The organism is Bacillus sp. BP-3, assembly GCF_028401955.1.
Lineage (GTDB): Bacteria > Bacillota > Bacilli > Bacillales > Bacillaceae_G > Bacillus_A.
In genome coordinates this window covers 478,498-500,799 of sequence record NZ_JAQOTJ010000001.1, presented here as the reverse complement: position 1 = coordinate 500,799, position 22,302 = coordinate 478,498, and the positions used below count along the sequence as shown (strand labels likewise).

Genomic DNA, 22,302 nt, shown 5'->3' with positions numbered 1-22,302 from the left:
ATTCCTCCTCTATTTTAGCAATGCTTGTTTACATACACGATTCATCATATGCACTGCTTCATCTATTTCAGCTTTCGTTACAATAAGCGGCGGTAATATACGCAGTACATTAGGTCCAGCTTGCAAAACGAGAAGGCCTTCTTTCTCTAACGCCGCTACCATCGCACTGACTTCCCCGTTGCAAACAACTCCAATCATGAGTCCTTTCCCCCGAATATCAATAATCCACTCCATATCCTGGAACTCTTCTTGTAATTTCCGTAAAAAATACGCTCCTTTTTCTTGTACTTCTTGCAAGAAAGAAGGCCGTGAAATAATTTGTAATACTTCTTTTGCAGCTGCCATCGCAATAAAATTCCCACCAAACGTCGAGCCGTGTGTTCCTGGAGAAAAAACGGATCCTAACTCTTTTTTACTCAGCATCGCTCCAACTGGAATACCATTTCCAAGCGCTTTTGCAACCGTGACAACATCAGGTAATATTCCCATTTGTTCATATGCAAATAGCGTCCCTGTTCTTCCAATTCCGGTCTGTACTTCATCGACGATGAAAAGTGCACCGTTTGTATGACACAACTTCTCAATTTTACGCAAAAATGGAACATCTGCTGGAAAAACACCACCTTCTCCTTGTACAACTTCCACCATAACTGCTGCAACTTCTTCATTCATCGCTTCTTGAAACGCAGTAATATCATTAAAAGGAATGTGTAGAAAACTTGGAAGAAGTGGTCCAAATCCATCATGAATTTTAGATTGTCCTGTTGCACTCATCGTTGCAAAAGTTCGTCCGTGAAATGATTGTTTACACGTAATCACAACTGATTTCTCTGTATACTTACGTGCTAACTTCAGCGCTGCCTCATTTGCTTCCGCTCCGCTATTACAAAAAAATGCATAGTGTAACTGGCGACCTTCTGTTAATAACTTAGCAACTTCTTCTTGTACGGTATGAGGAAATAAATTGGAAATGTGCCATATCGTTTGTAATTGCTCTTCTACAGCATTTACCACCGCTGGATGACAATGTCCTAAATTACATACCGCGATGCCGGAAGTAAAATCTAAATATTGCTTTCCTTGTTTATCAGTTACCTTTGTGCCGCTCCCGTTCACAATTTCAATATTTCGTCTACTGTATGTTGGAAAAATATGCTTTCCCACTACTTCTCCCCCCTTTTGTTATTGTTGTTCCAATCCACTCTCCTTCATTTGTCAAAAAACATTGTGTACCATTCACAATTACAACATCCTTTACCCCTAGTTCTAATGATGTCAATGCAGCTTTCACTTTCGGAATCATCCCACCTATAATCGTTCCCTTATTTATAAGCTCGAGAAGCTGCCGTTCATTTGCTTTCTCAATGAGCTTCTTCTTATCTATAATGCCATCTACATCTGTAATAAAAATTAATTTCCCCGCATTGATTGCTGTCGCAATCGCCGCTGCTGCTGTATCTGCATTCACGTTATATAACTGTCCATCCATTACTCCAACAGGTGCAACAACAGGAATAAACTGATTTGCTAACAAACATTGTAATAACGCCTTTCGAACAAATTTCACTTCACCAACAAAACCAAGTTCCGCTTCTAGCGGAGCAACTTGCAGTAACCTTCCATCACAGCCGGATAGTCCAATCGCTTCAAGTTTTTGCTCATTTAATTTTGAAACAAATGTCTTATTTGTGCTGCCGCATAACACCATTTGCACAATTTTCATTACCTCTGCTGTTGTTACACGCAGTCCATCTTTCTTTTCAATCGGAATACTTAATTTATTTAGCATCGCATCAATTTCAGGCCCGCCGCCATGAACAACAATCACATCATACATTTGCGCAATTTGTTTCATACATTGAAAAAATGTTTCACCTAAACGAGCCAACATACTGCCGCCGCATTTTATTACAATACGTTCTCTCATCTCTTCTCTCCTTACGTGTGATAACAAGCATTAATTTTTATATATTCATAACTTAAGTCGCATCCCCATGCTCTTCCGCTTGACTTGCCTATATGTAGATATACATCAATAACAAGCTCTTCTTGTTGCAGCATTTGTTTCATCTCCTCTTCTGAAAAACATTGAGGTTCACTATTCTTTAACACCACAATCGACTGAATAGAAATATCAACCGTATGTGGTTCAATCACAATGCCACTTTGTCCAAGTGCGCTAATAATTCTCCCCCAGTTTGCATCCTCACCGTATACAGCAGCTTTCACAAGATTGGAGCCAACAATTTGCTTCGCGATCATATTTGCTTCTTCCACAGTTCGCGAACCATGCACATTTACTTCAATTAACTTTGTCGCTCCCTCTCCATCTTTTGCAATTTGCTTTGCTAAATCTTCACATACCTTTCCAAGTGCGAGTATAAACTTCTCCCATTCAGGATGTTCTTCGCATATTGCAGTTGTATTGGATAACCCGCTAGCCATAACAAGTACCATATCATTTGTAGAGGTATCTCCATCGACGGTAATTTGATTAAATGTATGATTTGTAATTTGCGATAAAGCTCTTTGTAATGTTTCACTTTCTATATTCACATCAGTCGTAATAAACCCGAGCATCGTTGCCATATTTGGATGAATCATCCCCGATCCTTTCGCAGCTCCGGCAATTGCAACCTCTTTCCCCTCAATCGAAAACTTGTAACATGATTGTTTCGCAACTAAATCTGTCGTCAAAATTGCTTCATAAAACGATGTCGCAATCTCTACTTCTGTTGAGGGTTGGAACGAAGAAATACCACTTCGTACTTTCTCCATTGGTAGAGGCTCTCCAATGACCCCTGTAGACGCTACCGCAACGTACTTCTCCTCTACATGAAACTGCTTAGCAGCTAATGCACGCATTTCATATGCATCCTGCAGTCCTTTTGCACCTGTGCAAGAATTCGCATTTGCACTATTCACAACAATAGCCTGTAATTTTTGCTTAGCGGCAATACTCTCTTTCGTAACAATAATAGGAGCTGCTTGAAATTGATTTTGCGTATAAACAGCCCCACAGCTCGCCGGTACTTCACATACGATTGCTCCCATATCTTTTTTCTCTTTTCTTAACCCTGCATGAATCCCAATCGCGGCAAATCCTTTTGGTGTTACAATTGAACCGTTTTCTATCTTCGTACATATTACTGTTTCAATCATGCTTTCTCCCCCTTACGGATACAACGGCATAAAGTGTAAGTTCTCCGTCTCTTCCACCCCTGCTAATATATTTGCATTTTGCACAGCTTGCCCAGCTGCACCCTTCATTACATTATCAATGACTGCTACAATCGTAATTCGTCCCGTTCGTTTATCATAAGCCGTTCCGATGTCACAAAAGTTAGATCCCCTTACTTCTTTCGGACTTGGAAAAACTCCCTTTTCTCGTATTCTTACAAACGGTGAATGACAATAACTTTCCTCATAAACTTGCTGAAGCACAGCATCTGTTATCTCCTGCTTCGCCTTTGCATAAAGCGTGACCATAATCCCTCTCGTAATCGGAATCAGATGTGTGCTAAACGTGATTGGTTTCATGTTCTCATCCCATTCTTGCAAAATTTGCTCAATTTCCGGGATATGCTGATGTTCATTTACTTTATAAATAAATAAATTATCGTGAATTTCCGGGAAGTGCGTCATATTTGTCGGTGTCTTTCCTGCTCCAGAAACTCCCGATTTCGCATCAATAATAAGGGAATCCACTGCAATGATTCCGTTTTTTACTAATGGAGCTGCCGCCAGCAAAGCCCCTGTTGCATAACATCCTGGATTTGCAATTAAATTTGCAGTTGCGATTTCGCTTTTTTTCCACTCCGTTAATCCGTACACTGCTTGTTGTAATATTTCTTCTTTGGCGGCTGTTTTTTTATACCACTCTTCATATATAGCCGGTTTTCGAATTCGAAAATCTCCTGATAAATCAATTACTCTTACACCAGCCTCTAGTAAACTCGGAGTTAAATTTGCTGACACCCCAGCCGGCGTTGCTAAAAATACAAGATCCGCTTCTTTCGCAATCCCTTCAACATCTACCTCGGCTAATGTATGAGAAACAAAAGTAGATAAATGAGGATATGGTGTTGTCATAACCTCTCCAATTTGCGAAAAAGAATGTAACGATGTCACTGTAAAGCTTTGGTGATGTGTTAATAATCGTAAAAGCTCAAGCCCCCCGTATCCAGTCGCTCCAATAATTGCCGCTTTCATAATTCCTCCTCATTACCTTTTAGATTTAAATACGATTATAGTATTGTATATTTATAGAGTCAATTAAATATTTATAAATTTATAAACAATAAAAAAATAACATTACAAGGTCATTTTACTAATAAAACTTTTATAACAAATGAATTTTTATGCACAAACGAAGATGTAGAGATTTTCTTATCAAATTCAAGTACAATAAAAACAATACATATACACATATAGGTGAGAAAAATCATGAGTGAAAAATTAATCGAAAAAATGATTACAAAAAGTTTTCAACAATATCAATGTACGCCAACTTCACAAGAAGACTACGAAATGCTCATAGAACGTATTCAAAGTATTATTTCTAACAATGCGGAAATTGATTTATATGAGGCTGTAGAAGATGTCGTGTATGAATACATTACGTTATCGTAAAGAGTGTGAAATTTATAAATTGAAACTTCCATCAGTGTTTTTTCATCCCCCACTAATGAAAATCCCGCACAATCGGGCACATGCCAGCAGTTATTCCCTACCTATCTTCTTCCACTCCCTTCTAATTGTTAATTTAAAATAAAGTTTGATAATTTGTAAAAAAGTTTGATAAAAAGACCCATTTTGTAGAGTATTTCTTTGTTCAATAATCGGGTCATTCCATTGAGTAAGTCTTATTAAACGAACGGTGGCAGGATAATGAATTTCATGGAGTAAAATAAGAAATTAGGGTAGAGAATTATTTAGAAAACCAAAAGGGATATGCCTTTGTTAAAATAAGAGATTTATTTTTAGTAAAGCAAAATTAAACTTGGAATAAAGATAGTTTTAACAAAACGGTATGGACATTGCCAACCGTTTTTTTTAGGAATTAAAAAACTTTTTAATGGAGTACGTCGTCTAATAAATTGGAAGGAGGAACTGATGTGGATGAATTAACAGCAGAGGTATTTGAAATAGAAGATAAAGAGGCCCTTATAGATGAGATAATGAACAAGTATGGACAGGAGATCTTACAGCTTGTTTATTCATATGTAAATAATAAAGAGGTCTCTGAGGACTTAACCCAAGATATATTTGTTAAATGTTATAAATCTCTTCATACATACAAGGGAAAATCGAAGTTAAGAACATGGTTGTGGAAAATTGCCATTAATCATTGTAAGGACTATATAAAAAGTTGGTATAACAAAAAGGTAATCGTCGCAGAAAATGAATCTACGTATACTGGGGTTCAAAAAGAAAGTGTTGAACAGAAAGTTATTCAAAATGATGAGGATCGTAGGCTGGCTTCTGCAGTAATGAATTTGCCAATAAAATATCGAGAAGTGATTTATCTCTTTTATTTTGAAGAATTGCCAATCAAAGATATTGCTATGGTAATAGAAGTGAAGGAAAACACGATAAAAACAAGACTGAAAAGAGCCAAGGAACTCTTGAAGAAAAGATTGGAGGAATAATCAAATGGAAGATCGATTAAAGGGCCTACGAAAATCAATGGAAAATACAACTTTTAAACATTTGAGTTTTTCTGATCAGTATCGAAAGCAGGTTTACGAAAAAATCAATAAACCATGCGAAAATGAAGAAGATACCCTTTTAGCAGTTTTACAACTTCTCATTCATGAAAAAACAGGATATGAATTAGCGCAGCTATTACGGGGGAGAGGGATTCAAAAATTCGAAGGAAATGAAGGCTTTTTGTACACCTTATTACATCGTCTAGAACAGAATCATTTTATCCAATCAAGTTGGGATCATTCAGGAGCTAAATATTATCAATTAAATGATAAGGGAAGAAAGATGCTACGAAAGGCAGAAAAAAATTCTACAAAGGCACGATTTATATTAAAAGGATTAGTACAGGGGTGAGACAAATTTGAATAAAAAAGAGGATCGTTTTTTAAAAGAAGTTACCAATCATATTAAATCAAAAGAAGCGAAGAACCTCGTGGCAACTGAACTAGATTTTCACTTGAAACAGGCGAAGAATATGTGGATAGAGAAAGGGTTAAGTGAGAAAGTTGCTGAAGACAAGGCAGTTGAACAAATGGGAAGTCCAATCAAACTTGGTCAAGAACTTAACAAACTTCATAAGCCAAAGGTTGATTGGTTGATTATTATTTTATTAGTGACTGCTTTGGGGCTAGGTTTCTTGCCAGTTGTAGCTCTTGGACATACGAATGATTTACTAATCAATAAAGTGATATTCGTTATTCTCGGTGTTGCGACGGCTTTTGGAATGATGATGATTGATTATCGGAAATTAGAGAGAATGGGATGGCTGTTTTACACAATCGGAGTACTCATTCTGTTAATGATAAGCTATTTTCCAAACACTTCAATGTATGGAGAATCGTTAATAAAAATTGGTCCCATTACAATTGGATGTTTAATGGCTGTACCATTTTTTTTTCTAGCTTGGGCTTCTTTTTTTAATAATAGTAGGTTAAAGGTTTGGCATCTTGGGATTTTGTACTTGTTTTCTTTGTGTCTATTCTTAACTATACCAAGTCTTTCAACAACCTTTATCTATATCATGATGGTATTTGTTATGCTTTGGTGGAGTAAGTTAGGTAAGAAAAAGGCACTGATAATTACAGTTGTACCAATTTGTTTATCTATCATCGGTGAATTGTTTTTTCGCCCCTCAGTAAAGGGCCCCCATTTGGCTAGAATTTTAGGGTTTTTAAACCCAGAAAATTACGCAGACGGTCCAGGTTATATGTATTTACGTTTAAAAGAGTTAATGTCGTCAGCGGGGTGGTTTGGTGCAACTGGAAAAATGGGGTTCATTCAGGCTGCACATACTGATTTTGTGTTTGCAAGTTTGACTTACTATTATGGTTATTTGTTTGCACTTATCCTTGTCTTGATTCTTTCTCTTTTTGTAGCAAGGATAATGGTCATATCTTATAAAATAAATGATCATTATGGTAAATTGCTTCTTGTTGGTGGAATGACTCTTTTTGTAGTTCAGTTCATTTATAACGTTGGCATGATCATAGGTTTATTACCGATTGCTTCTATATCCTTGCCTTTTATTAGCTACGGATTGATACCAACTCTGTTTCATGCGTTTTTAATGGGTATCGTGTTAAGTGTGTATCGACGTAAAAATTTGATATCAAGTAGTTTCATTTAGAATTGAATCCAAAATTTCTTTAAATTAATTTAACAAAAACGAACAAGTAGGTAGTTTCACGACTTCTAAAATTAACGGATATTATTACAAAGAAAATACTGAATTAGTATCATCCATAGAAGATTTAATCAACAAAAAATAGGAGATTCTCAAATAGAGAATTCCCTATTTTTTACTTAATGATTTTCCAGCAACACGTTCGAATAAACCAGGAAATAAGGAAAAGACAATTGGTCCTAAACTCATCCATTTCGGTAAATTCACTTCACGTTTTTTTGTTTCAATCGCTTTTACAATTTGCTGCGCTACATAATATGGTTTCAATATGTAATGCTGGACACTTTTTACGTATGTACCAGATTCATCAGCTATCGTATGGAAGTTTGTATCAATTGGCCCCGGATTAACTGCTGTTACAGTAATGTTTGTATTTGCAAGTTCCATACGCAAGCTATTTGTAAACCCTAACACCGCATGTTTCGTTGCTGCATATGCACTTGATTTCGGCGTTGCAATTTTCCCTGCTAGTGAAGCAATATTCACAATATGGCCACTATTTTGTTCGATCATATAAGGTAAAACTGCTTTCGTACACGCTACTAAACCGAATACATTTACATCAAACATATCTTTAACTTCTTGTACGGATGCATCAACAAACGTTTTAAACACACCAAAACCAGCATTATTGACTAATATATCAATACGTCCTATATCTTGAAGCAATTGTGTAAAAACAAGTTCCACTTCTTCTTCATTACTTACATCCAAAACATAATAATGACAAGAAGTACGATACATGGTTTCAATTTTTTGTTTGAGCGCCCGTAACTTTTCTTCTGTACGAGCGATTAGTACAGGGATTGCACCGCGCTCTGCTGCTTGCATCGCTAACTCTTCCCCAATTCCGCTTGAAGCTCCTGTTATGACGATTACTTTATCTTGTAAACGCCTATTCATGGCTGTCACCTACTTTGCATAGTAAATCCATTTCTCTGATGACTTATCAATCATCACCTGTTGATTATATGCTAAAAAGTCTAATTGTCCAACTGTTTCAGAGATTATAAGCGGTAACTGCTTTTCATATAGCACCGGAAATAGTTTGACGCATACTTCAAATGCTGTCATCGGTTGTTCCTTTAATAAATTTAACACTTTAAGAGCACGCGCCTCTTGTTTTTGTAGACGCTCATTTACTAATTTTTTCACATCAGTAACATCTTCCCCATGCCCTGGTAAAACACGTGAAATATTCATATTAGCTAAGCGCTTTAATGTTTCATTATACTGCAGCATCGGTTTCGCTCGTTCTGTTTCTCCTTCATATGGTGGTTCTAGAATTGGATTAGAAGAAATATGTCCAATTAAGGCATCACCTCCAATTAACAATCCATCCTTTTCGCGGTATAAAGAAATATGGGTAGACGCATGCCCTGGCGTTTCAATCACTGTAAATTCCGGCAACGAAGCAATGCTATCTCCTTCTCTTACCGTATGTGTAAGTGAACGTTTACAAGAGTAAATCATTGTTTTCATTAACGATGCACTTTGTTTTAAAAATGTTTCTGGAACTCCAAATTGTCTAGATTCTTCTAAGAAGAATTGATGATATCGCTTTAGAAATTGCGGATCCTGTGTAATCCACGGTTCATTCCACGGATGGCCCACAATGTTTGTTTGACTAGAGAATATATCCAATAATCCGCAATGATCTGCATGGTGGTGTGTCAGCACAACTGTTTCAATATCTTCTACCTTATATCCTAGTGCATGTAGTTGCTTCTCTAATGCAAGTCTCGCTTCTTCTGTATTCGTTCCTGTATCAATTAATGTAAGTGTTTCTCCCTCCACTAAAAAAACATTAACGATTTCTACCGCAAACGGAACAGGAATTTCCAATCTATGAATAACTGTCATACTATATGCCCCCTCTGTTTCTCCGTTTCAAAAAATGAATCTTCCTTCAGTTTACATCTAACAAGAAAATTTGTCATTATTTTCAGATAAAAAGAAGGGGTTTTCTACGAAAAGCCGAATGTATGTAAATTTAAGTAAGTTATTCTCATATGCATAGTAAAAGGGGGACACATCATGTCATTACAAAAAATCGCTTTTGTCGGTGCAGGCTCAATTGCCGAAGCTACAATTGCTGGATTATTACAAGCCCAAGTTGTAAAAGGAGAACAAATTGCTGTTAGTAACCACTCTAATAAAACAAGACTAGAAGAGTTGCATCACCGTTACGGTGTACATGGTACCCATGATAAAAAAGAGCTAATTGCTCACGCTGATATTATATTTTTGGCAATGAAACCAAAAGATGTCGTGGAAGCTCTTACTCCATTACGAGATTATATTACAAACAATCAACTAATCATTTCATTACTAGCCGGCGTATCTACGACATCCATTGTCAATTTACTGAAAAAAAATGTTCCTATTATTAGGGCAATGCCAAATACATCATCAGCAATTTTAAAATCCGCTACTGCCATTTCTCCTTCTATTCATGCAAAAGAAGAACATATTATGCTCGCAAAAACGCTTTTTGAAACAATTGGCCTTGTGTCTGTTGTAGAAGAAAAGCATATGCATGCTGTTACTGCTTTATCAGGCAGCGGTCCAGCTTATATTTATTACGTTGTGGAAGCAATGGAAAACGCAGCAAAACAAATCGGCTTAGAGGAAACTGTTGCAAAATCACTAATTCTCCAAACAATGATTGGCGCCGCAGAGATGTTAAAAACAAACGAAAAGCATCCTTCTATATTAAGAAAAGAAATTACATCGCCAGGAGGAACGACAGAAGCTGGCATTGAAGTATTGAAAAGCTTTCAATTTCAGGAAGCACTTATTCAATGTATAACAGAAGCAACAAAACGTTCTCACGAGCTTGGTGAAACGTTAGAGAAGTTTGTAAATAAACAATAAAAAAACCTTGCTGCATAAGCAAGGTTTTTCTCTTATTCACTTTTCTTTCCAAAAATTTCTTCCTGCAAACGACGTCCTGTCGGCGTTGCAGCAAGACCGCCTTCTGCTGTTTCACGAAGCGCACTTGGCATCGTTTGTCCGATGCGATACATTGCTTCAATAACTTCATCACACGGGATGATACTCGTTACACCAGCTAATGATAAATCAGCTGCAATCATCGCATTTGATGCACCAGCTGCGTTACGTTTTACACATGGTACTTCTACAAGCCCTGCAACAGGATCGCATACTAACCCAAGCATATTTTTAAGTGCAATACTCATTGCTGTTGCTGCTTGCTTTTGTGTACCTCCAGCCATTTCAACAGCAGCTGCAGCCGCCATCCCACTTGCTGAACCGACTTCCGCTTGACACCCACCAGCTGCCCCGGCAATGCAAGCATTGTTCGCTACAACCATACCAAATGCACCAGCTGTAAATAGAAATTCAATCATTTCTTCACGCGTAGGGTTTAATTTTTCTTTTAATGCAAATAGTACACCTGGTACCGTCCCCGCAGAACCAGCTGTTGGCGTTGCACAAATAATCCCCATTGCAGCATTTACTTCATTCGTTGCGACAGCTTTACTTACTGCATCTAAAATTGTATCCCCGGACAAACCTTTTCCACTTTTCATATACGCCTGTACTTTCACTGCATCTCCACCAGTAAGTCCAGTCGGAGATTTCACACCTTGAATTCCGCGCTCAACTGCTTTTTCCATTACAACTAAGTTTTTTTCCATACCAGCGATTACTTCTTCACGAGAAAGGTTTCTTGTTTCCATTTCACACTGAATCATAATCTCTGCGATTTTCACATTTTTCTCTTCTGCTTGTGCAACTAGTTCCGCTACATTCCGAAACATGTTGTTTCCCCCCTGCTATTAGTCCATAATTGTTACTTGGCAAATATTTTGCTGCGCTTTAATTTCATCAATAATTTTATCTGCTAACAACTCATCCGTTTCAATAACCATTAACGCTTTTCTTCCTTTTTCCTTACGTGAAACACTCATCATACTAATATTAATTTCGTGCTTCGCAAGAATAGATGTAACAGAAGCAATTGTTCCGAAACGGTCATTATTTACAATTAGAAGCGCCGGACTTGTACCTGTTAATTGCAAATCAAATCCATTGAGCTCCACAACTTCAATTTTCCCGCCGCCAATTGAACAAGCAACAACTTCAATTTCATCCTCACCTTTATACAAACGAAGTTTCGCTGTATTTGGATGGACTGCTTGCGCTTCTTCTTCAATAAACGTAACGTCAATTCCGCGCTCCTTTGCAATTTCAAGCGCTTGTGGAATACGAGGATCATCCGTTTCGAATCCTAATATTCCCCCAACAAGTGCTACATCAGTTCCATGACCTCGATATGTTTTCGCAAACGAACCGTATAACGAAATGATAATTTTCTCAGGTTCATGACGAAACAGCTGACGAGCAACTTGCCCCATTCTTGCTGCACCTGCTGTATGCGAACTAGATGGTCCGATCATAACTGGACCAATAATGTCAAAAACTGAACGATATTTCATAACAGTTCCCCCTAAATCTTCATTATGAAAAAGTTACTTACTAATAATCTATTAAGTTGCTGCTTTCTTTGCTTTTCTATATGTACGAATAAATTTATAGAATCCACTTAATAAACTGATACACACCATCAGCTATCATAATATATAAGAGCTCTCTTGTCACTTTTTGATTTACTACATTTTTTACAAAAGCCAACAAAGTATAAACTTATACTGTACAGCAAAAATGAATACGCTTTCATTATATCTCTTTTTTGACAGAATTTAAATTTTTTAATATTTCAAATTAAGGAAGGATTTTATTCTTAAAATAAAAAAAACAATGACAGATGTATTTGATACCTCTATCATTGTTCTTTTCATTATCTTGATACGAGAAAATGTTTTAAATCCGCTGCAATTTCCGTATTTGGAAATACTTCCCTGGCTTCTTCGAGAAGGATTGTACACGTTTCCCCTTGATAACGAGAACTAATATGAGTTAAAATCATTTGTTTCACATTTGCTTGCAGCGCAATATTTGCCGCTTGTTCGGTTGTAGAATGATAATAATCGTGAGCCTGCTGTGAATCTTCCGCACCGAACGTCGCTTCATGCACAAGTACATCAGCATCTTGTGCTAATTGAATACTCGCTTCACAATAACGTGTATCTCCTAAGATTGTAATAATTCTTCCTTTTTGTGGTGGCCCGATAAAATCCTGTCCACAAAGTACACGTCCATCCTCAAGCTCTACCGTTTCCCCATCTTTTAATCGCTTAAAGAGTGGCCCTGGTTTAACCCCTTCTTCGAATAATCTATCTACAAGAAGATGCCCTGGAATATCTTTTTCTACAATGCGATAACCAAAGCATTCAATACCGTGCGACAATCGCTTCGTTTCCACAAGAAATTGCTTATCTTCATATACAGTACCTTCTTCGGTAATTTCAATAATCTCAAGTGGATATTTCACATGTGTTGTACTCACTGCCAAGGCAACTTCAACAAACTGTTTAATCCCTTTTGGTCCATATACAGTTAACGGCGTTGTTCCTCCTTGAAAAGAACGGCTTCCTAGTAAGCCAGGTAATCCAAAAATGTGATCACCATGTAAGTGTGTAATAAATATTTTTTCAATGCGACGCGGACGCACTGATGTATGTAAAATTTGATGCTGCGTTGCCTCGCCGCAATCAAATAACCACGTTGCACCTCTCTCTTCCAATAATTGCAAAGCTATCGCTGATACATTTCTTCCCTTTGCAGGAACACCAGCTCCTGTTCCTAAAAACACAAATTCCACGTTGCATCCTCCAAGCATTTCATAATCTCTATTGTTATCTTACGAAATATAAACAAAAATGGCAAATTAACCCCGTATGAAATTTGAATGTTTATATAAAACAAACACTAACATCCATTCGTGTCTTGTAGTAAAATAATACTATCATTTATAGAAGGTGGCTAAAACAATGAAAGAAGCATTTCGTTTACAAACTGACGTCTCCTCTTCTTTTGATCGTTGGGTAAGTTTATTTATTTCTGAAACACCATCAGAATTACAGTGGTCTACATTAAAAGAATTAATTCATAAATATATAGCATTGCATACAGTTCAACCCATACCAGCATATATCCCTTCTTCCGTCACATATTATGCACAACGCATCTCTACTCCAACCAATACAGACATTGTAATTTACGAAAATCATTCTATATAAACATAAAAAGGTATCGGCTTCCGATGCCTTTTTATGTTTATATGAATAGGAAATATCGATGAAATGCAGTACTTAGACACACAAATCAATTATACAAAAACCATTGATGCTGCCCCCGTTACCTTTTTTCATTTTCGAAAAAATATTTAGGCAAGTGGAATATAAATGATTAACATAAGTTCCCATCATAAATCCCTATAAATATCAACAATATAAACCATAGGGAATGGAGTTAATTATCCATCTCTAATTTTTTCACAAGGAGTCGAACATGAATATTTTAAATTGGTTTACATCATTATTCAATTTTGGAAGAGGAACGCAGCGAGTGTTTCAATTGTTTGGAACTAGACGAAATAATAGAAATTGGATTTGGATTTCTTTACTAGGTATAGGAACAGTTTTTGGGGTAGCAGCAAGCCGAAAGTTCAATATGATGAGATCATTCCAGCTGTTATTCCGAGGCCTGAAAAATAGGACAACCATGCCAACAAATTTAAATTTGGCTAATATGGAAATTGCTAATGAAATAACTCCAAATAACAAAAAAAAATACTAGTATAACTAATATTAACCAAACACGAATAAAAAATTTATTACATTTCTTAAGAAGAACAAGCGTACTAAAAATCTCGCAGAAGATACCACCTGCGAGATTTTGTTTTATATAAATGCATTTTAATTTTCCGACATATACATCGCTTCTATGCACCGCCAGATGCTCTCGTCCTCCTATAAAAAGAAAAGGGTTTTTATGTCGTTTTTCAACTTATGTATACGTACATACGAACTTTTCACGTGAATTTATTCTCTAATTTTTGTTGAAATGTTCTCTCCTGTTGCCGAAACAATTGACTACCGTGCTGAATAACCTTCTCTCCATATTTATTATTTAATTGCTCCATCACTGTCAAAAGCGGTTCTGCCTTCGCATCTTCTTCAAATGAAAATAAATCAAGCTGCTTAATCGCTTCTGTTTTCCATTCTAATTCACAAGCAGTAATTCCAAGTAATCGAACAGGATCACCATCCCAATGTTTTTTCCATAACCGTATTGTCGCCTGAAAAATATCGGCCCATTCCCAAATTGCATTATCTAACATTTTACTCCGCGTAATCGTTCGGCGATTATAGTATTTAATCGTAATTTGAATATTATATGCAACAAGCGTACGTTTTTGTAATCTTCGACTAACAGATTGAGACAAGTGCTCTAACGTACTTAACACCTCCTGCTCCTCGTCTACATCTTTTGGCAGCGTTATAGAATTTCCGATCGTTTTATACTGCCCCATTTGACTTGGGTCAACTTCTCTATTATCGATACCATTTGCACGCTTTTGTAAATCCAATCCATGATTTCCGATTACAGAACGAATAATAGAAGCTTTTCCAGTAGCTAAATCTCCAATCGTATGTATATGTACACCTTTTAACTTTTCTGCTGTTTTCCTTCCAATTCCATGCATTTTTCCAACTGGAAGCGGCCATAGCATATCTTGTATATCACGTTTACGAAGTACTGTAATACCTAGCGGCTTCTTCATATCAGAGGCAGTTTTGGCTAGAAATAAGTTCGGAGCAATCCCAATGCTGCACGGAAGCTGTAATTCTGCAAGTAATGTTTGTTGAATCATTTGAGCAATTTCTAGAGGCGAACCAAGCCCGTAGCAATCTGTTATATCCAAATATCCTTCATCAATTGAAACAGGTTGAATTTTTTCTGTAAACCGTGCCAGAATTTGAAACAACGCAAAAGAAGCCTCCCTATATAACTCAAAGTTTGGATGCTTTACAATGAGTTCTGGGCATAACCGCTTCGCTTCCCAAACAGGCATTGTTGCACGAACTCCTTTCGCTCTTGCTTCATAACTACACGTTACAATAATACCTTTTCGTTCTTTCACATTACCGGCTATCGCTAATGGTTTTCCTTGCAACGATGCATCACGGGCAATTTCAACAGATGCATAAAAACAATTCATATCAACATGCAAAATGACACGACCATTTTTCGGATACATTTCACGCATCTTTCTCACCACCAAAGGAACATTTGTTCTTATTTTACCAAAAAACTTATAAAAAAATCAATATTTGAAAGAATGAAATCGTTACTATATAGAAGTATGTCAACATTGAAATTACAAGGAGGTCAAAGAGAAAAAATGACTACACATCTAAAACCTCTTTATCTAACTTTACTAGCCATTTTATTTTTGTTACTCATTTATTTCCTACTTCCAATCATAGGCGTTGATACCCACGTACTTCTTTCATCTTTATTGTCATTTTCAACTCTGTACATTCTTCCATAGATTTTTCTATACTGGTTTATCCGTCTTGTAAAGGCAATAGAATCAAAATAACGAACACTCTTAAGGAGAGAAGAAAATGAATAAAGAATTTAATAGCAAACATTTTAAGCTCGAAAAAATTCGTAACGGGATATATGCGGCAATTGTAAAAGAAGGTGGCGGTGCTGCAGCAAATGCTGGATTTATTGATTTAGGGGGTACAACTATTGTTTTTGATACATTTAATACACAACAAGCTTCTCTGGATTTAAAATACGCAGCAGAAACGATAGCAAATCAGCCCGTTACGTGGGTAATCAACAGTCATTGGCACGGAGACCATATTCGAGGGAACCAAACGTTTAAGGGTAGCACCATTATTTCAAGCCAAATGACATATGACGAAATGAAAATCGCTCATCCATCACGAATCAGTAAACAAAAAAATGATATTGATGGCCTAAGAAATTATATTCGATCTTTAAAGGACCAATTAACGCAAACTTATGATAGGAACTTAGAAGATCAAATTAACTTTTTAAGTGAGTTAGAAATCTCATTACCTACACTAGAGTTAACGTTACCACAACAAACTCTTAAAGATGGAGTTATGTTCCGTGGGACGAAACGTAGCGCAAAGCTTTTCACATTAGGAGGGGGACATTCCCTTTGCGATGCTATGTTGTATATTCCAGAGGATAGAGTGATATTCATGGGTGATTTATTATTTGTTGATTGTCATCCCACATTTTTCGAAGAATCAAATCCACAAAGATGGATTCAGATTTTAAAAGAGGTTGAAAAGATGGATATTGATATAGCAATACCAGGTCATGGTTCGGTTGGTACAAATATCAATTTCTTACAAGTAATCGATTATATACATAACTTAACTTCCATTGTGCAAGAAAAAAACGAGATCGAAACGCTTCAATTGCCTAACGACTACAAAAATTGGCCGTCTCCGCAAATCTATCACCAAAATATAAAAACACTAAAAGAGCTTTTGCATTGTTAAGCTATATACATCCATTTTATTTTTTCGACGTAAATGCCGTTGCTATAGAGAAACAAATTGGTCTGCACTTGTCTGCCTCCTTTGTTTTAAAACTTCGTACGTGGCAGGAAAAGGCCCTGTGACCGCTACTATGCATGACCAACTGCTCTTGAAAGGGGTTTATATGTCGTTTTTTCAGCTTGTATTTATATGGCTAAAAACCATTTACGTAAAGCAATAAAAAAACGCATGGGTAATTTCACCCATGCGTTTCAACTTGGTCGATTCTTTGATTACTTCGCTACTTCTTCAATAATTGCAACAACCATCTCTGCTGTTTTCACTAGTTCTTCAACAGGTATTTTTTCGTTTGTTGTATGAATTTCTTCATAACCAACTGCTAAGTTTACTGTTGGAATACCGTGACCCGCAATTACGTTTGCATCGCTACCGCCACCGCTTTGGTGAAGAGATGGTGTACGGCCGATTTTTTCAGCAGCACGTTTTGCAACTTCTACAACGTGGTCGCCATCAGCAAATTTAAATCCTGGGTACATTACTTTTACTTCTACTTCTGCTTCCCCGCCCATTTCTTTAGCAGTAGATTCAAATGCTTCTTTCATTTTGCGAACTTGCTCTTGCATTTTTTCGTCTACTAAAGAACGTGCTTCAGCAAAGATTTCTACATAGTCACAAACGATATTTGTTTGTGTACCACCTTCAAAACGACCGATATTCGCAGTTGTTTCAGAATCAATGCGGCCAAGTGGCATTTTTGCAATAGATTTTGCTGCAATTGTAATTGCAGATACACCTTTTTCTGGTGCTACACCAGCGTGAGCTGTTTTCCCGCGAATAATTGCATTTACTTTCGCTTGCGTTGGTGCTGCAACAACGATTTCTCCAACTTTTCCATCGCTATCTAATGCATAACCATATTTCGCTGTAATGCGTTCACGATCTAATGCTTTTGCACCAACAAGACCAGATTCTTCACCAACTGTAATGATAAATTCTATTTTTCCGTGCGTTATATTCTTCTCTTTTAACACGCGAATTGCTTCAAACATAGATGCAAGTCCAGCTTTATCATCAGCACCTAAAATTGTTGTACCGTCAGATACGATATAACCATCTTGAATTGAAGGCTTAATTCCTTTACCAGGAACAACTGTATCCATATGAGAAGTAAAGTAGATTGTATCTACGCCTTCTTTTGTTGCTGGTAATGTACAAACTAAGTTACCAGCCCCGTGACCAGTCACACCCATTGTATCATCTTCAAATACTTCAACGCCTAAAGAAGAGAATTTTTCTTTTAACACTTTGCAAATCTCAGCTTCGTATTTTGTTTCAGAGTCCACTTGCACAAGTTCCATAAATTCATTCACTAAACGTTCTTGATTAATCATGAGAATACGCCTCCTGCGTTATGTATGTAACAATGACTATTATAACAGAATTCTGTAAAAGTTTCGAAGGAGAAGATATATAAAGTGAAATTTTAATTAGTTGAAGCTTTCTTTATCTCTGCTAATTGAATTCAAATTTTACAGATTAAAAAACTCTTTTTAAGGGAGCAAGAGCATTTGGTTGTACATAGAAGGGGTCAGAACCTTTTTCTGCCACATGCAAGGATTAAAACAAAAGGAGAACGCAAGTACAAATCTTGTTTTATTGCTACATAGCAAAGACCTATATGTTGAAAGGTTAAAATGAACTTATGTAGAAAATGTCTCATAATAGACCCTTGTACCAAATTTCGTTTGTATATACAATAAGATTGAAAAGATTCGCAAGGAGGATCTATGTATGAGTAAAAAAATGCAAAAAATTATGGTTTATGTCATGTTAATTTCAATGCTTGTTACAACACTGCTTACTGGCATAAGCATGTTTTGGTAAAAAAAGGGGGAATATTCTCCCCCTTTTATGTTGCCATAATAATAAGTCCTGCAATACTAAATGCAATTCCCATTCCTAGTGAGAGAACAAAGTTTGGATATTGTTGCTCATAATAAGCACTTAGTGCAAAAGTAAAATTAAGAAGAGCAATAGAAAAGACAGCTAATGAAAATGGACATATATTAAAAGTTGCCAATATGAAAGTAATAATTGCAAGAGCACCAATTAAGAACTGAATGTATGGTAGTCTAAGATTCGTATACATAACAGCAACTCCTTTTTACATAATCTTTATTTATACTGTATTCACGAGTAGTACCAGTTCTCCTGATGAAAATTTCACTTTATCCCGCTTTAACGGGCAGTAAGACTTCAGAGAGAAACAAGGAAGAAACTGCCTGTAAAAGCCCGGTTGGTTCAACTAATCCTCATTGTGGGGATGAAGCTCCCCCCACTGAGGGAAGTTTCACTTTATGTTATCATCATTAACGCATGTTATATGAACACATGTCAAGACAAGATATAATATAATAAAAAGCCAACAGATACTGCTGGCTTTCTTCGTAAGCAATTGCACCCTTTTCTTTCGCAAGCTGCTCAAATGATTTTTTTGATTTCACAATCCATACTTTTGTACCAATCGGAATACGATCGTACAAATACTCTACATCTTGTTTATGCATTCGAATACACCCTTGCGAAACATACTTGCCAATGGAGCTTGGCTGATTTGTTCCGTGTATCCCATATTTACTACCATCAGTACCCCTGGCATTAAAACCTATCCATCTTGAACCGAGCGGATTTGCCGGTGAACCACCTGGGATATTCTTCGCAATATAATACGGATTTTTCACCTTCATCACAACATCAAATGTACCTTCTGGCGTTAAATCATTCGTTTTACCTGTTGCGACCGGAAATGTATTTTGTATCTTTCCATCCTGAATATATGCAAGTTGGTTCGTTTGTTTATTGACGATAATAAGCGGATCGCCAACACGCGGATTATCACCGAGCGGCCAAAGGGGTGATAGGGAAATACATAATATGAATGAAAGAAGATATGACATACCTCATTCCGTCCTTCTTATATTAATTCTTTAATGTTATATTTCCCTATAAATCGACTTTTAATGAGTAAAAATTGCTCTATTTCATAGACGAGCTGAACGAGCTTAGCACGCGTTTCAAATTCTTCTCGTGTTTCTGGAAGCGGCATTTCTCGAAAGATTTCTCGCATCTCTTGAAGCTGTCTTAATGATATAACCCCTGTACTTTCTGGGCGAATGCCATTCCCGACATTTTCAATTACATCCGCCACCATACCCGCTTGTTCATATGACCAAGATAACGAAGCAACTAGCGGCATAACTCTTTCTAAAATTTCGAACTGTTGCTGACGCATTTGAAAATAACGATAGTAATAATCATCTTCACGCATAAACTGATTTTCCAGCTTTATAAAAGACAACTCTTTTGCCTTCTCAAGTAATGTTTCTGTTTCAATAAGCTCTTTTCCATTCCACACACTTTCACGATTTCTTAAATAGGCAGCCATTTCAAATAGAATCGTCTTAAAATTAAATTCCACTTTTTGTTGATACTCTTTTAGCTCACCTTCAACGCTTGGCATATACAAATTAATTAGCAAAGCAACACTAATTCCAACCGTTAAAATTGCAATCTCATTTCCAACAATGGGCCATGTAATTTTTTGCAGTGAATATAAATGAAAAACAATAACAGAGCTTGTAACAATCCCCTCTTGAATCTTAAGCATAACTGCACTTGGAATAAACAAAAGTAATAAAATTCCAAGTGTTAACGGTGTATAGCCTATCGATTCAAAAATAAAAAAAGCAAACACCATAGAAAGTAAACAAGCTACAAAGCGATGGATAGATACTTCTAATGATTTTCTTTTTGTATTTTGTACACATAAAATGACAAGAATTCCGGCCGTGCTACTAAATTCCAAATGAAGTAATTGAGCAATCCACACAGCCAAGGCAGTTCCAACTGCTGTTTTCACTGTTCGATATCCAATTTTAAACATGTTAACGCTCCTATTATGTACGAACTACTTTCAACATAAGTATAAAGAAAAGGATGACAAAATGTCATCCTTTTTCCCTTATTATTCACGTAACGTTTACATGTTACAACATTTTTCGCAAAAATTCTTGAGCACGTTTGCTTTCCGGAGTTGTAAAAAATTCCTCTGGCTTCGCATCTTCTACAAGTTTCCCACCATCTAAAAAGAGAACACGATCGGCTACTTCTTTTGCAAAACCCATTTCGTGCGTAACGATTGCCATTGTCATTCCTGTCGTTGCAAGAGATTTCATAACTTCTAATACTTCTTTTACCATTTCTGGATCTAGTGCTGAAGTCGGTTCATCAAATAGCATAACGTCCGGTTCCATCGCTAATGCTCTTGCAATTGCAACACGCTGTTTTTGTCCACCCGAAAGGCGATTTGGATAAGCATCCTTTTTCTCAAGTAATCCAACTTTTTCTAATAATTCTTCAGCTTTTTTTATTGCTTCTTCCTTCGCAGTACCTTTTACAGTAAGAGGAGCATACGTTATATTTTCTAGCACTGTCATATGAGGAAATAAGTGAAAATGTTGAAACACCATTCCAACATGCTGACGAACTTCCATAATATTTGTATCCGGATTCGTTACATCCTGATCATCAATCCAAATTTGTCCGCCAGATGGTTCTTCTAATAAATTCATGCAACGTAAAAACGTTGATTTCCCTGATCCAGACGGCCCAATAATTGCGACCACTTCACCTTGTCCAATTGTTGTTGTGATCCCTTTTAATACTTCATTATTTCCAAATGATTTGTGAAGGTCATTTATTTTAATCACTTTTCTTCATTCTCCCTTCAACTGCTTTCCCAATGAATGTAAGAATAATAACAAGAATGTAATAAATCATACCGACAAATAAAAGCGGTTCAAAATAAGACAATGTCTCGCCCCCAACAATATACGCACGGCGCATTAAGTCTGTTGCACCGATTACAGTAACAACCGCGGACTCTTTCGTTAATGTAACAAATTCATTTACTAATGCAGGTAAAATATTTTTTAATGCTTGTGGTAAAATTATATTTCGCATCATCTTACCATATGGGATACCAAGTGCCATTGCCGCTTCTGTTTGTCCTTTATCAACTGCCTGAATTCCCGCACGAATCACTTCTGACATGTATGCACCTGAATTTAAGCTAAATGCTAACACTGCTGCTAAAAATGCCGAAATATCATAACCTGTAATTTGCGGAAGACCGTAATAAATAAGCATTAATTGTAGTACAAGAGGTGTACCGCGAAAAAGGGATGTATAAAAATCAGCAATTATACTTAAAACTTTTATCCTAGCAATTTTACAAAGCGCTAATAGCGTCCCTAGCGCAAAACCAAGCAAAGAAGCAACAACAACAATTTTTAATGTAACTTCTAAGCCCTTTAATATATATGGTATTGAAGGCGTTATTTGCGAAAAATCCAAGTTCATCCT

Annotated in this window: 25 protein-coding genes; 9 read left to right on the top strand and 16 right to left on the bottom strand. The window is 36.6% G+C overall.

All coding sequences use genetic code 11. The features are described from left to right. Positions 1-9 precede the first annotated feature (9 nt). The 4 genes from PLX19_RS02685 to argC are packed head-to-tail and all read right to left on the bottom strand — an operon-like array spanning position 10 to position 4,212. Positions 10-1,164: an acetylornithine transaminase gene (locus tag PLX19_RS02685; RefSeq protein ID WP_272186950.1), complete on the bottom strand. Its 1,155-nt coding sequence runs from the start codon at positions 1,162-1,164 to the stop codon at positions 10-12. Beyond that, positions 1,133-1,927 carry an acetylglutamate kinase gene (argB, locus tag PLX19_RS02680; protein WP_272186949.1) on the bottom strand — a complete coding sequence of 265 codons (795 nt, stop codon included), beginning with the start codon at positions 1,925-1,927 and terminating at the stop codon, positions 1,133-1,135. Before argB ends, PLX19_RS02685 begins: the two co-directional genes overlap by 32 nt. 11 nt (positions 1,928-1,938) lie before the next feature. Continuing rightward, positions 1,939-3,162 (bottom strand): bifunctional glutamate N-acetyltransferase/amino-acid acetyltransferase ArgJ, encoded by a 1,224-nt coding sequence (argJ, locus tag PLX19_RS02675; protein ID WP_272186948.1) that lies wholly within the window; start codon positions 3,160-3,162, stop codon positions 1,939-1,941. A gap of 12 nt (positions 3,163-3,174) precedes the next feature. After that, on the bottom strand, positions 3,175-4,212 hold the full coding sequence (gene argC / locus PLX19_RS02670; protein WP_272186947.1) for an N-acetyl-gamma-glutamyl-phosphate reductase: 1,038 nt from the start codon (positions 4,210-4,212) through the stop codon (positions 3,175-3,177). Positions 4,213-4,446: 234 nt separating this feature from the next. Here argC and PLX19_RS02665 point away from each other — a divergent pair, with 234 nt between their 5' ends. The 4 genes from PLX19_RS02665 (at position 4,447) to PLX19_RS02650 (ending at position 7,336) form a co-directional block, all read left to right on the top strand. Further along, a complete protein-coding gene (locus tag PLX19_RS02665; protein WP_272186946.1) occupies positions 4,447-4,632 on the top strand; it encodes a YqzH family protein in 186 nt (61 codons plus the stop codon). A 485-nt stretch (positions 4,633-5,117) separates the two neighbouring features. Continuing rightward, the gene (locus PLX19_RS02660) at positions 5,118-5,651 is read left to right on the top strand and encodes a sigma-70 family RNA polymerase sigma factor (protein ID WP_272186945.1); all 534 of its coding nucleotides are present in this window, start codon (positions 5,118-5,120) and stop codon (positions 5,649-5,651) included. Between the two features lie 4 nt (positions 5,652-5,655). Continuing rightward, a complete protein-coding gene (locus tag PLX19_RS02655; RefSeq protein ID WP_272186944.1) occupies positions 5,656-6,063 on the top strand; it encodes a PadR family transcriptional regulator in 408 nt (135 codons plus the stop codon). 7 nt (positions 6,064-6,070) lie between these two features. Continuing rightward, positions 6,071-7,336: an FtsW/RodA/SpoVE family cell cycle protein gene (locus PLX19_RS02650; protein WP_272186943.1), complete on the top strand. Its 1,266-nt coding sequence runs from the start codon at positions 6,071-6,073 to the stop codon at positions 7,334-7,336. 165 nt (positions 7,337-7,501) lie between these two features. Here the strand turns inward: PLX19_RS02650 and PLX19_RS02645 are convergent, their stop codons facing one another. Together PLX19_RS02645 and PLX19_RS02640 are read right to left on the bottom strand one after the other, a co-directional pair. Then, positions 7,502-8,296: an SDR family oxidoreductase gene (locus tag PLX19_RS02645; RefSeq protein WP_272186942.1), complete on the bottom strand. Its 795-nt coding sequence runs from the start codon at positions 8,294-8,296 to the stop codon at positions 7,502-7,504. Positions 8,297-8,305: 9 nt separating this feature from the next. Next, positions 8,306-9,256, bottom strand: coding sequence for an MBL fold metallo-hydrolase (locus PLX19_RS02640; RefSeq protein WP_272186941.1), 951 nt, complete (start codon positions 9,254-9,256; stop codon positions 8,306-8,308). A gap of 174 nt (positions 9,257-9,430) precedes the next feature. Here PLX19_RS02640 and proI point away from each other — a divergent pair, with 174 nt between their 5' ends. Beyond that, positions 9,431-10,270, top strand: coding sequence for a pyrroline-5-carboxylate reductase ProI (gene proI, locus PLX19_RS02635; RefSeq protein ID WP_272186940.1), 840 nt, complete (start codon positions 9,431-9,433; stop codon positions 10,268-10,270). 32 nt (positions 10,271-10,302) lie between these two features. Here proI and sdaAA read toward each other — a convergent pair whose 3' ends face one another. The 3 genes from sdaAA to rnz form a co-directional block, all read right to left on the bottom strand. Then, a complete protein-coding gene (gene sdaAA / locus PLX19_RS02630) occupies positions 10,303-11,181 on the bottom strand; it encodes an L-serine ammonia-lyase, iron-sulfur-dependent, subunit alpha (protein ID WP_272186939.1) in 879 nt (292 codons plus the stop codon). A gap of 18 nt (positions 11,182-11,199) precedes the next feature. Then, positions 11,200-11,859 (bottom strand): L-serine ammonia-lyase, iron-sulfur-dependent subunit beta, encoded by a 660-nt coding sequence (gene sdaAB, locus PLX19_RS02625; protein WP_272186938.1) that lies wholly within the window; start codon positions 11,857-11,859, stop codon positions 11,200-11,202. A gap of 362 nt (positions 11,860-12,221) precedes the next feature. Continuing rightward, complete coding sequence (gene rnz, locus PLX19_RS02620; RefSeq protein ID WP_272186937.1) at positions 12,222-13,145, bottom strand: ribonuclease Z; 924 nt, start codon at positions 13,143-13,145, stop codon at positions 12,222-12,224. A gap of 169 nt (positions 13,146-13,314) precedes the next feature. Here rnz and PLX19_RS02615 point away from each other — a divergent pair, with 169 nt between their 5' ends. Together PLX19_RS02615 and PLX19_RS02610 are read left to right on the top strand one after the other, a co-directional pair. Next, positions 13,315-13,563 (top strand): DUF3932 family protein, encoded by a 249-nt coding sequence (locus PLX19_RS02615; protein ID WP_272186936.1) that lies wholly within the window; start codon positions 13,315-13,317, stop codon positions 13,561-13,563. A gap of 271 nt (positions 13,564-13,834) precedes the next feature. Continuing rightward, positions 13,835-14,122, top strand: coding sequence for a hypothetical protein (locus tag PLX19_RS02610; protein ID WP_272186935.1), 288 nt, complete (start codon positions 13,835-13,837; stop codon positions 14,120-14,122). 235 nt (positions 14,123-14,357) lie between these two features. Here the strand turns inward: PLX19_RS02610 and PLX19_RS02605 are convergent, their stop codons facing one another. Beyond that, a complete protein-coding gene (locus PLX19_RS02605; RefSeq protein ID WP_272186934.1) occupies positions 14,358-15,596 on the bottom strand; it encodes a DNA polymerase IV in 1,239 nt (412 codons plus the stop codon). 361 nt (positions 15,597-15,957) lie between these two features. Between PLX19_RS02605 and PLX19_RS02600 the strand changes: the two genes are divergently transcribed. Beyond that, positions 15,958-16,878 (top strand): MBL fold metallo-hydrolase, encoded by a 921-nt coding sequence (locus tag PLX19_RS02600; RefSeq protein WP_272186933.1) that lies wholly within the window; start codon positions 15,958-15,960, stop codon positions 16,876-16,878. 272 nt (positions 16,879-17,150) lie between these two features. Here the strand turns inward: PLX19_RS02600 and PLX19_RS02595 are convergent, their stop codons facing one another. Next, on the bottom strand, positions 17,151-18,269 hold the full coding sequence (locus PLX19_RS02595; protein ID WP_272186932.1) for a tripeptidase T: 1,119 nt from the start codon (positions 18,267-18,269) through the stop codon (positions 17,151-17,153). Between the two features lie 400 nt (positions 18,270-18,669). On the opposite strand from PLX19_RS02595, the gene prli42 reads away from it, so the two are divergent. Further along, positions 18,670-18,762 (top strand): stressosome-associated protein Prli42, encoded by a 93-nt coding sequence (gene prli42, locus PLX19_RS02590; protein WP_090914459.1) that lies wholly within the window; start codon positions 18,670-18,672, stop codon positions 18,760-18,762. Between the two features lie 25 nt (positions 18,763-18,787). Here the strand turns inward: prli42 and PLX19_RS02585 are convergent, their stop codons facing one another. The 5 genes from PLX19_RS02585 to PLX19_RS02565 all read right to left on the bottom strand — a co-directional run bounded on the left by PLX19_RS02585 (position 18,788) and on the right by PLX19_RS02565 (position 22,299). After that, entirely contained in the window at positions 18,788-19,027 is a 240-nt protein-coding gene (locus PLX19_RS02585; protein WP_272186931.1) for a DUF3894 domain-containing protein, read from the bottom strand. A 220-nt stretch (positions 19,028-19,247) separates the two neighbouring features. Then, positions 19,248-19,835 carry a L,D-transpeptidase gene (locus PLX19_RS02580; RefSeq protein ID WP_272186930.1) on the bottom strand — a complete coding sequence of 196 codons (588 nt, stop codon included), beginning with the start codon at positions 19,833-19,835 and terminating at the stop codon, positions 19,248-19,250. Positions 19,836-19,852: 17 nt separating this feature from the next. Beyond that, positions 19,853-20,821 carry an aromatic acid exporter family protein gene (locus PLX19_RS02575; protein WP_272186929.1) on the bottom strand — a complete coding sequence of 323 codons (969 nt, stop codon included), beginning with the start codon at positions 20,819-20,821 and terminating at the stop codon, positions 19,853-19,855. Between the two features lie 103 nt (positions 20,822-20,924). Next, positions 20,925-21,647 (bottom strand): amino acid ABC transporter ATP-binding protein, encoded by a 723-nt coding sequence (locus PLX19_RS02570; protein ID WP_272186928.1) that lies wholly within the window; start codon positions 21,645-21,647, stop codon positions 20,925-20,927. Then, positions 21,640-22,299: an amino acid ABC transporter permease gene (locus PLX19_RS02565; protein ID WP_272186927.1), complete on the bottom strand. Its 660-nt coding sequence runs from the start codon at positions 22,297-22,299 to the stop codon at positions 21,640-21,642. Before PLX19_RS02565 ends, PLX19_RS02570 begins: the two co-directional genes overlap by 8 nt. Positions 22,300-22,302 lie beyond the last annotated feature (3 nt).

Coding starts and splice junctions, on each gene's coding strand:
- argB (WP_272186949.1), bottom strand. CDS start 1,927: ATGAGAGAACGTATTGTAATAAAATGCGGCGGCAGTATGTTGGCTCGT.
- argJ (WP_272186948.1), bottom strand. CDS start 3,162: ATGATTGAAACAGTAATATGTACGAAGATAGAAAACGGTTCAATTGTA.
- argC (WP_272186947.1), bottom strand. CDS start 4,212: ATGAAAGCGGCAATTATTGGAGCGACTGGATACGGGGGGCTTGAGCTT.
- PLX19_RS02665 (WP_272186946.1), top strand. CDS start 4,447: ATGAGTGAAAAATTAATCGAAAAAATGATTACAAAAAGTTTTCAACAA.
- PLX19_RS02655 (WP_272186944.1), top strand. CDS start 5,656: ATGGAAGATCGATTAAAGGGCCTACGAAAATCAATGGAAAATACAACT.
- PLX19_RS02645 (WP_272186942.1), bottom strand. CDS start 8,296: ATGAATAGGCGTTTACAAGATAAAGTAATCGTCATAACAGGAGCTTCA.
- PLX19_RS02640 (WP_272186941.1), bottom strand. CDS start 9,256: ATGACAGTTATTCATAGATTGGAAATTCCTGTTCCGTTTGCGGTAGAA.
- proI (WP_272186940.1), top strand. CDS start 9,431: ATGTCATTACAAAAAATCGCTTTTGTCGGTGCAGGCTCAATTGCCGAA.
- sdaAA (WP_272186939.1), bottom strand. CDS start 11,181: ATGTTTCGGAATGTAGCGGAACTAGTTGCACAAGCAGAAGAGAAAAAT.
- sdaAB (WP_272186938.1), bottom strand. CDS start 11,859: ATGAAATATCGTTCAGTTTTTGACATTATTGGTCCAGTTATGATCGGA.
- PLX19_RS02615 (WP_272186936.1), top strand. CDS start 13,315: ATGAAAGAAGCATTTCGTTTACAAACTGACGTCTCCTCTTCTTTTGAT.
- PLX19_RS02610 (WP_272186935.1), top strand. CDS start 13,835: ATGAATATTTTAAATTGGTTTACATCATTATTCAATTTTGGAAGAGGA.
- PLX19_RS02605 (WP_272186934.1), bottom strand. CDS start 15,596: ATGCGTGAAATGTATCCGAAAAATGGTCGTGTCATTTTGCATGTTGAT.
- PLX19_RS02600 (WP_272186933.1), top strand. CDS start 15,958: ATGAATAAAGAATTTAATAGCAAACATTTTAAGCTCGAAAAAATTCGT.
- PLX19_RS02595 (WP_272186932.1), bottom strand. CDS start 18,269: ATGATTAATCAAGAACGTTTAGTGAATGAATTTATGGAACTTGTGCAA.
- prli42 (WP_090914459.1), top strand. CDS start 18,670: ATGAGTAAAAAAATGCAAAAAATTATGGTTTATGTCATGTTAATTTCA.
- PLX19_RS02585 (WP_272186931.1), bottom strand. CDS start 19,027: ATGTATACGAATCTTAGACTACCATACATTCAGTTCTTAATTGGTGCT.
- PLX19_RS02580 (WP_272186930.1), bottom strand. CDS start 19,835: ATGTCATATCTTCTTTCATTCATATTATGTATTTCCCTATCACCCCTT.
- PLX19_RS02575 (WP_272186929.1), bottom strand. CDS start 20,821: ATGTTTAAAATTGGATATCGAACAGTGAAAACAGCAGTTGGAACTGCC.
- PLX19_RS02565 (WP_272186927.1), bottom strand. CDS start 22,299: ATGAACTTGGATTTTTCGCAAATAACGCCTTCAATACCATATATATTA.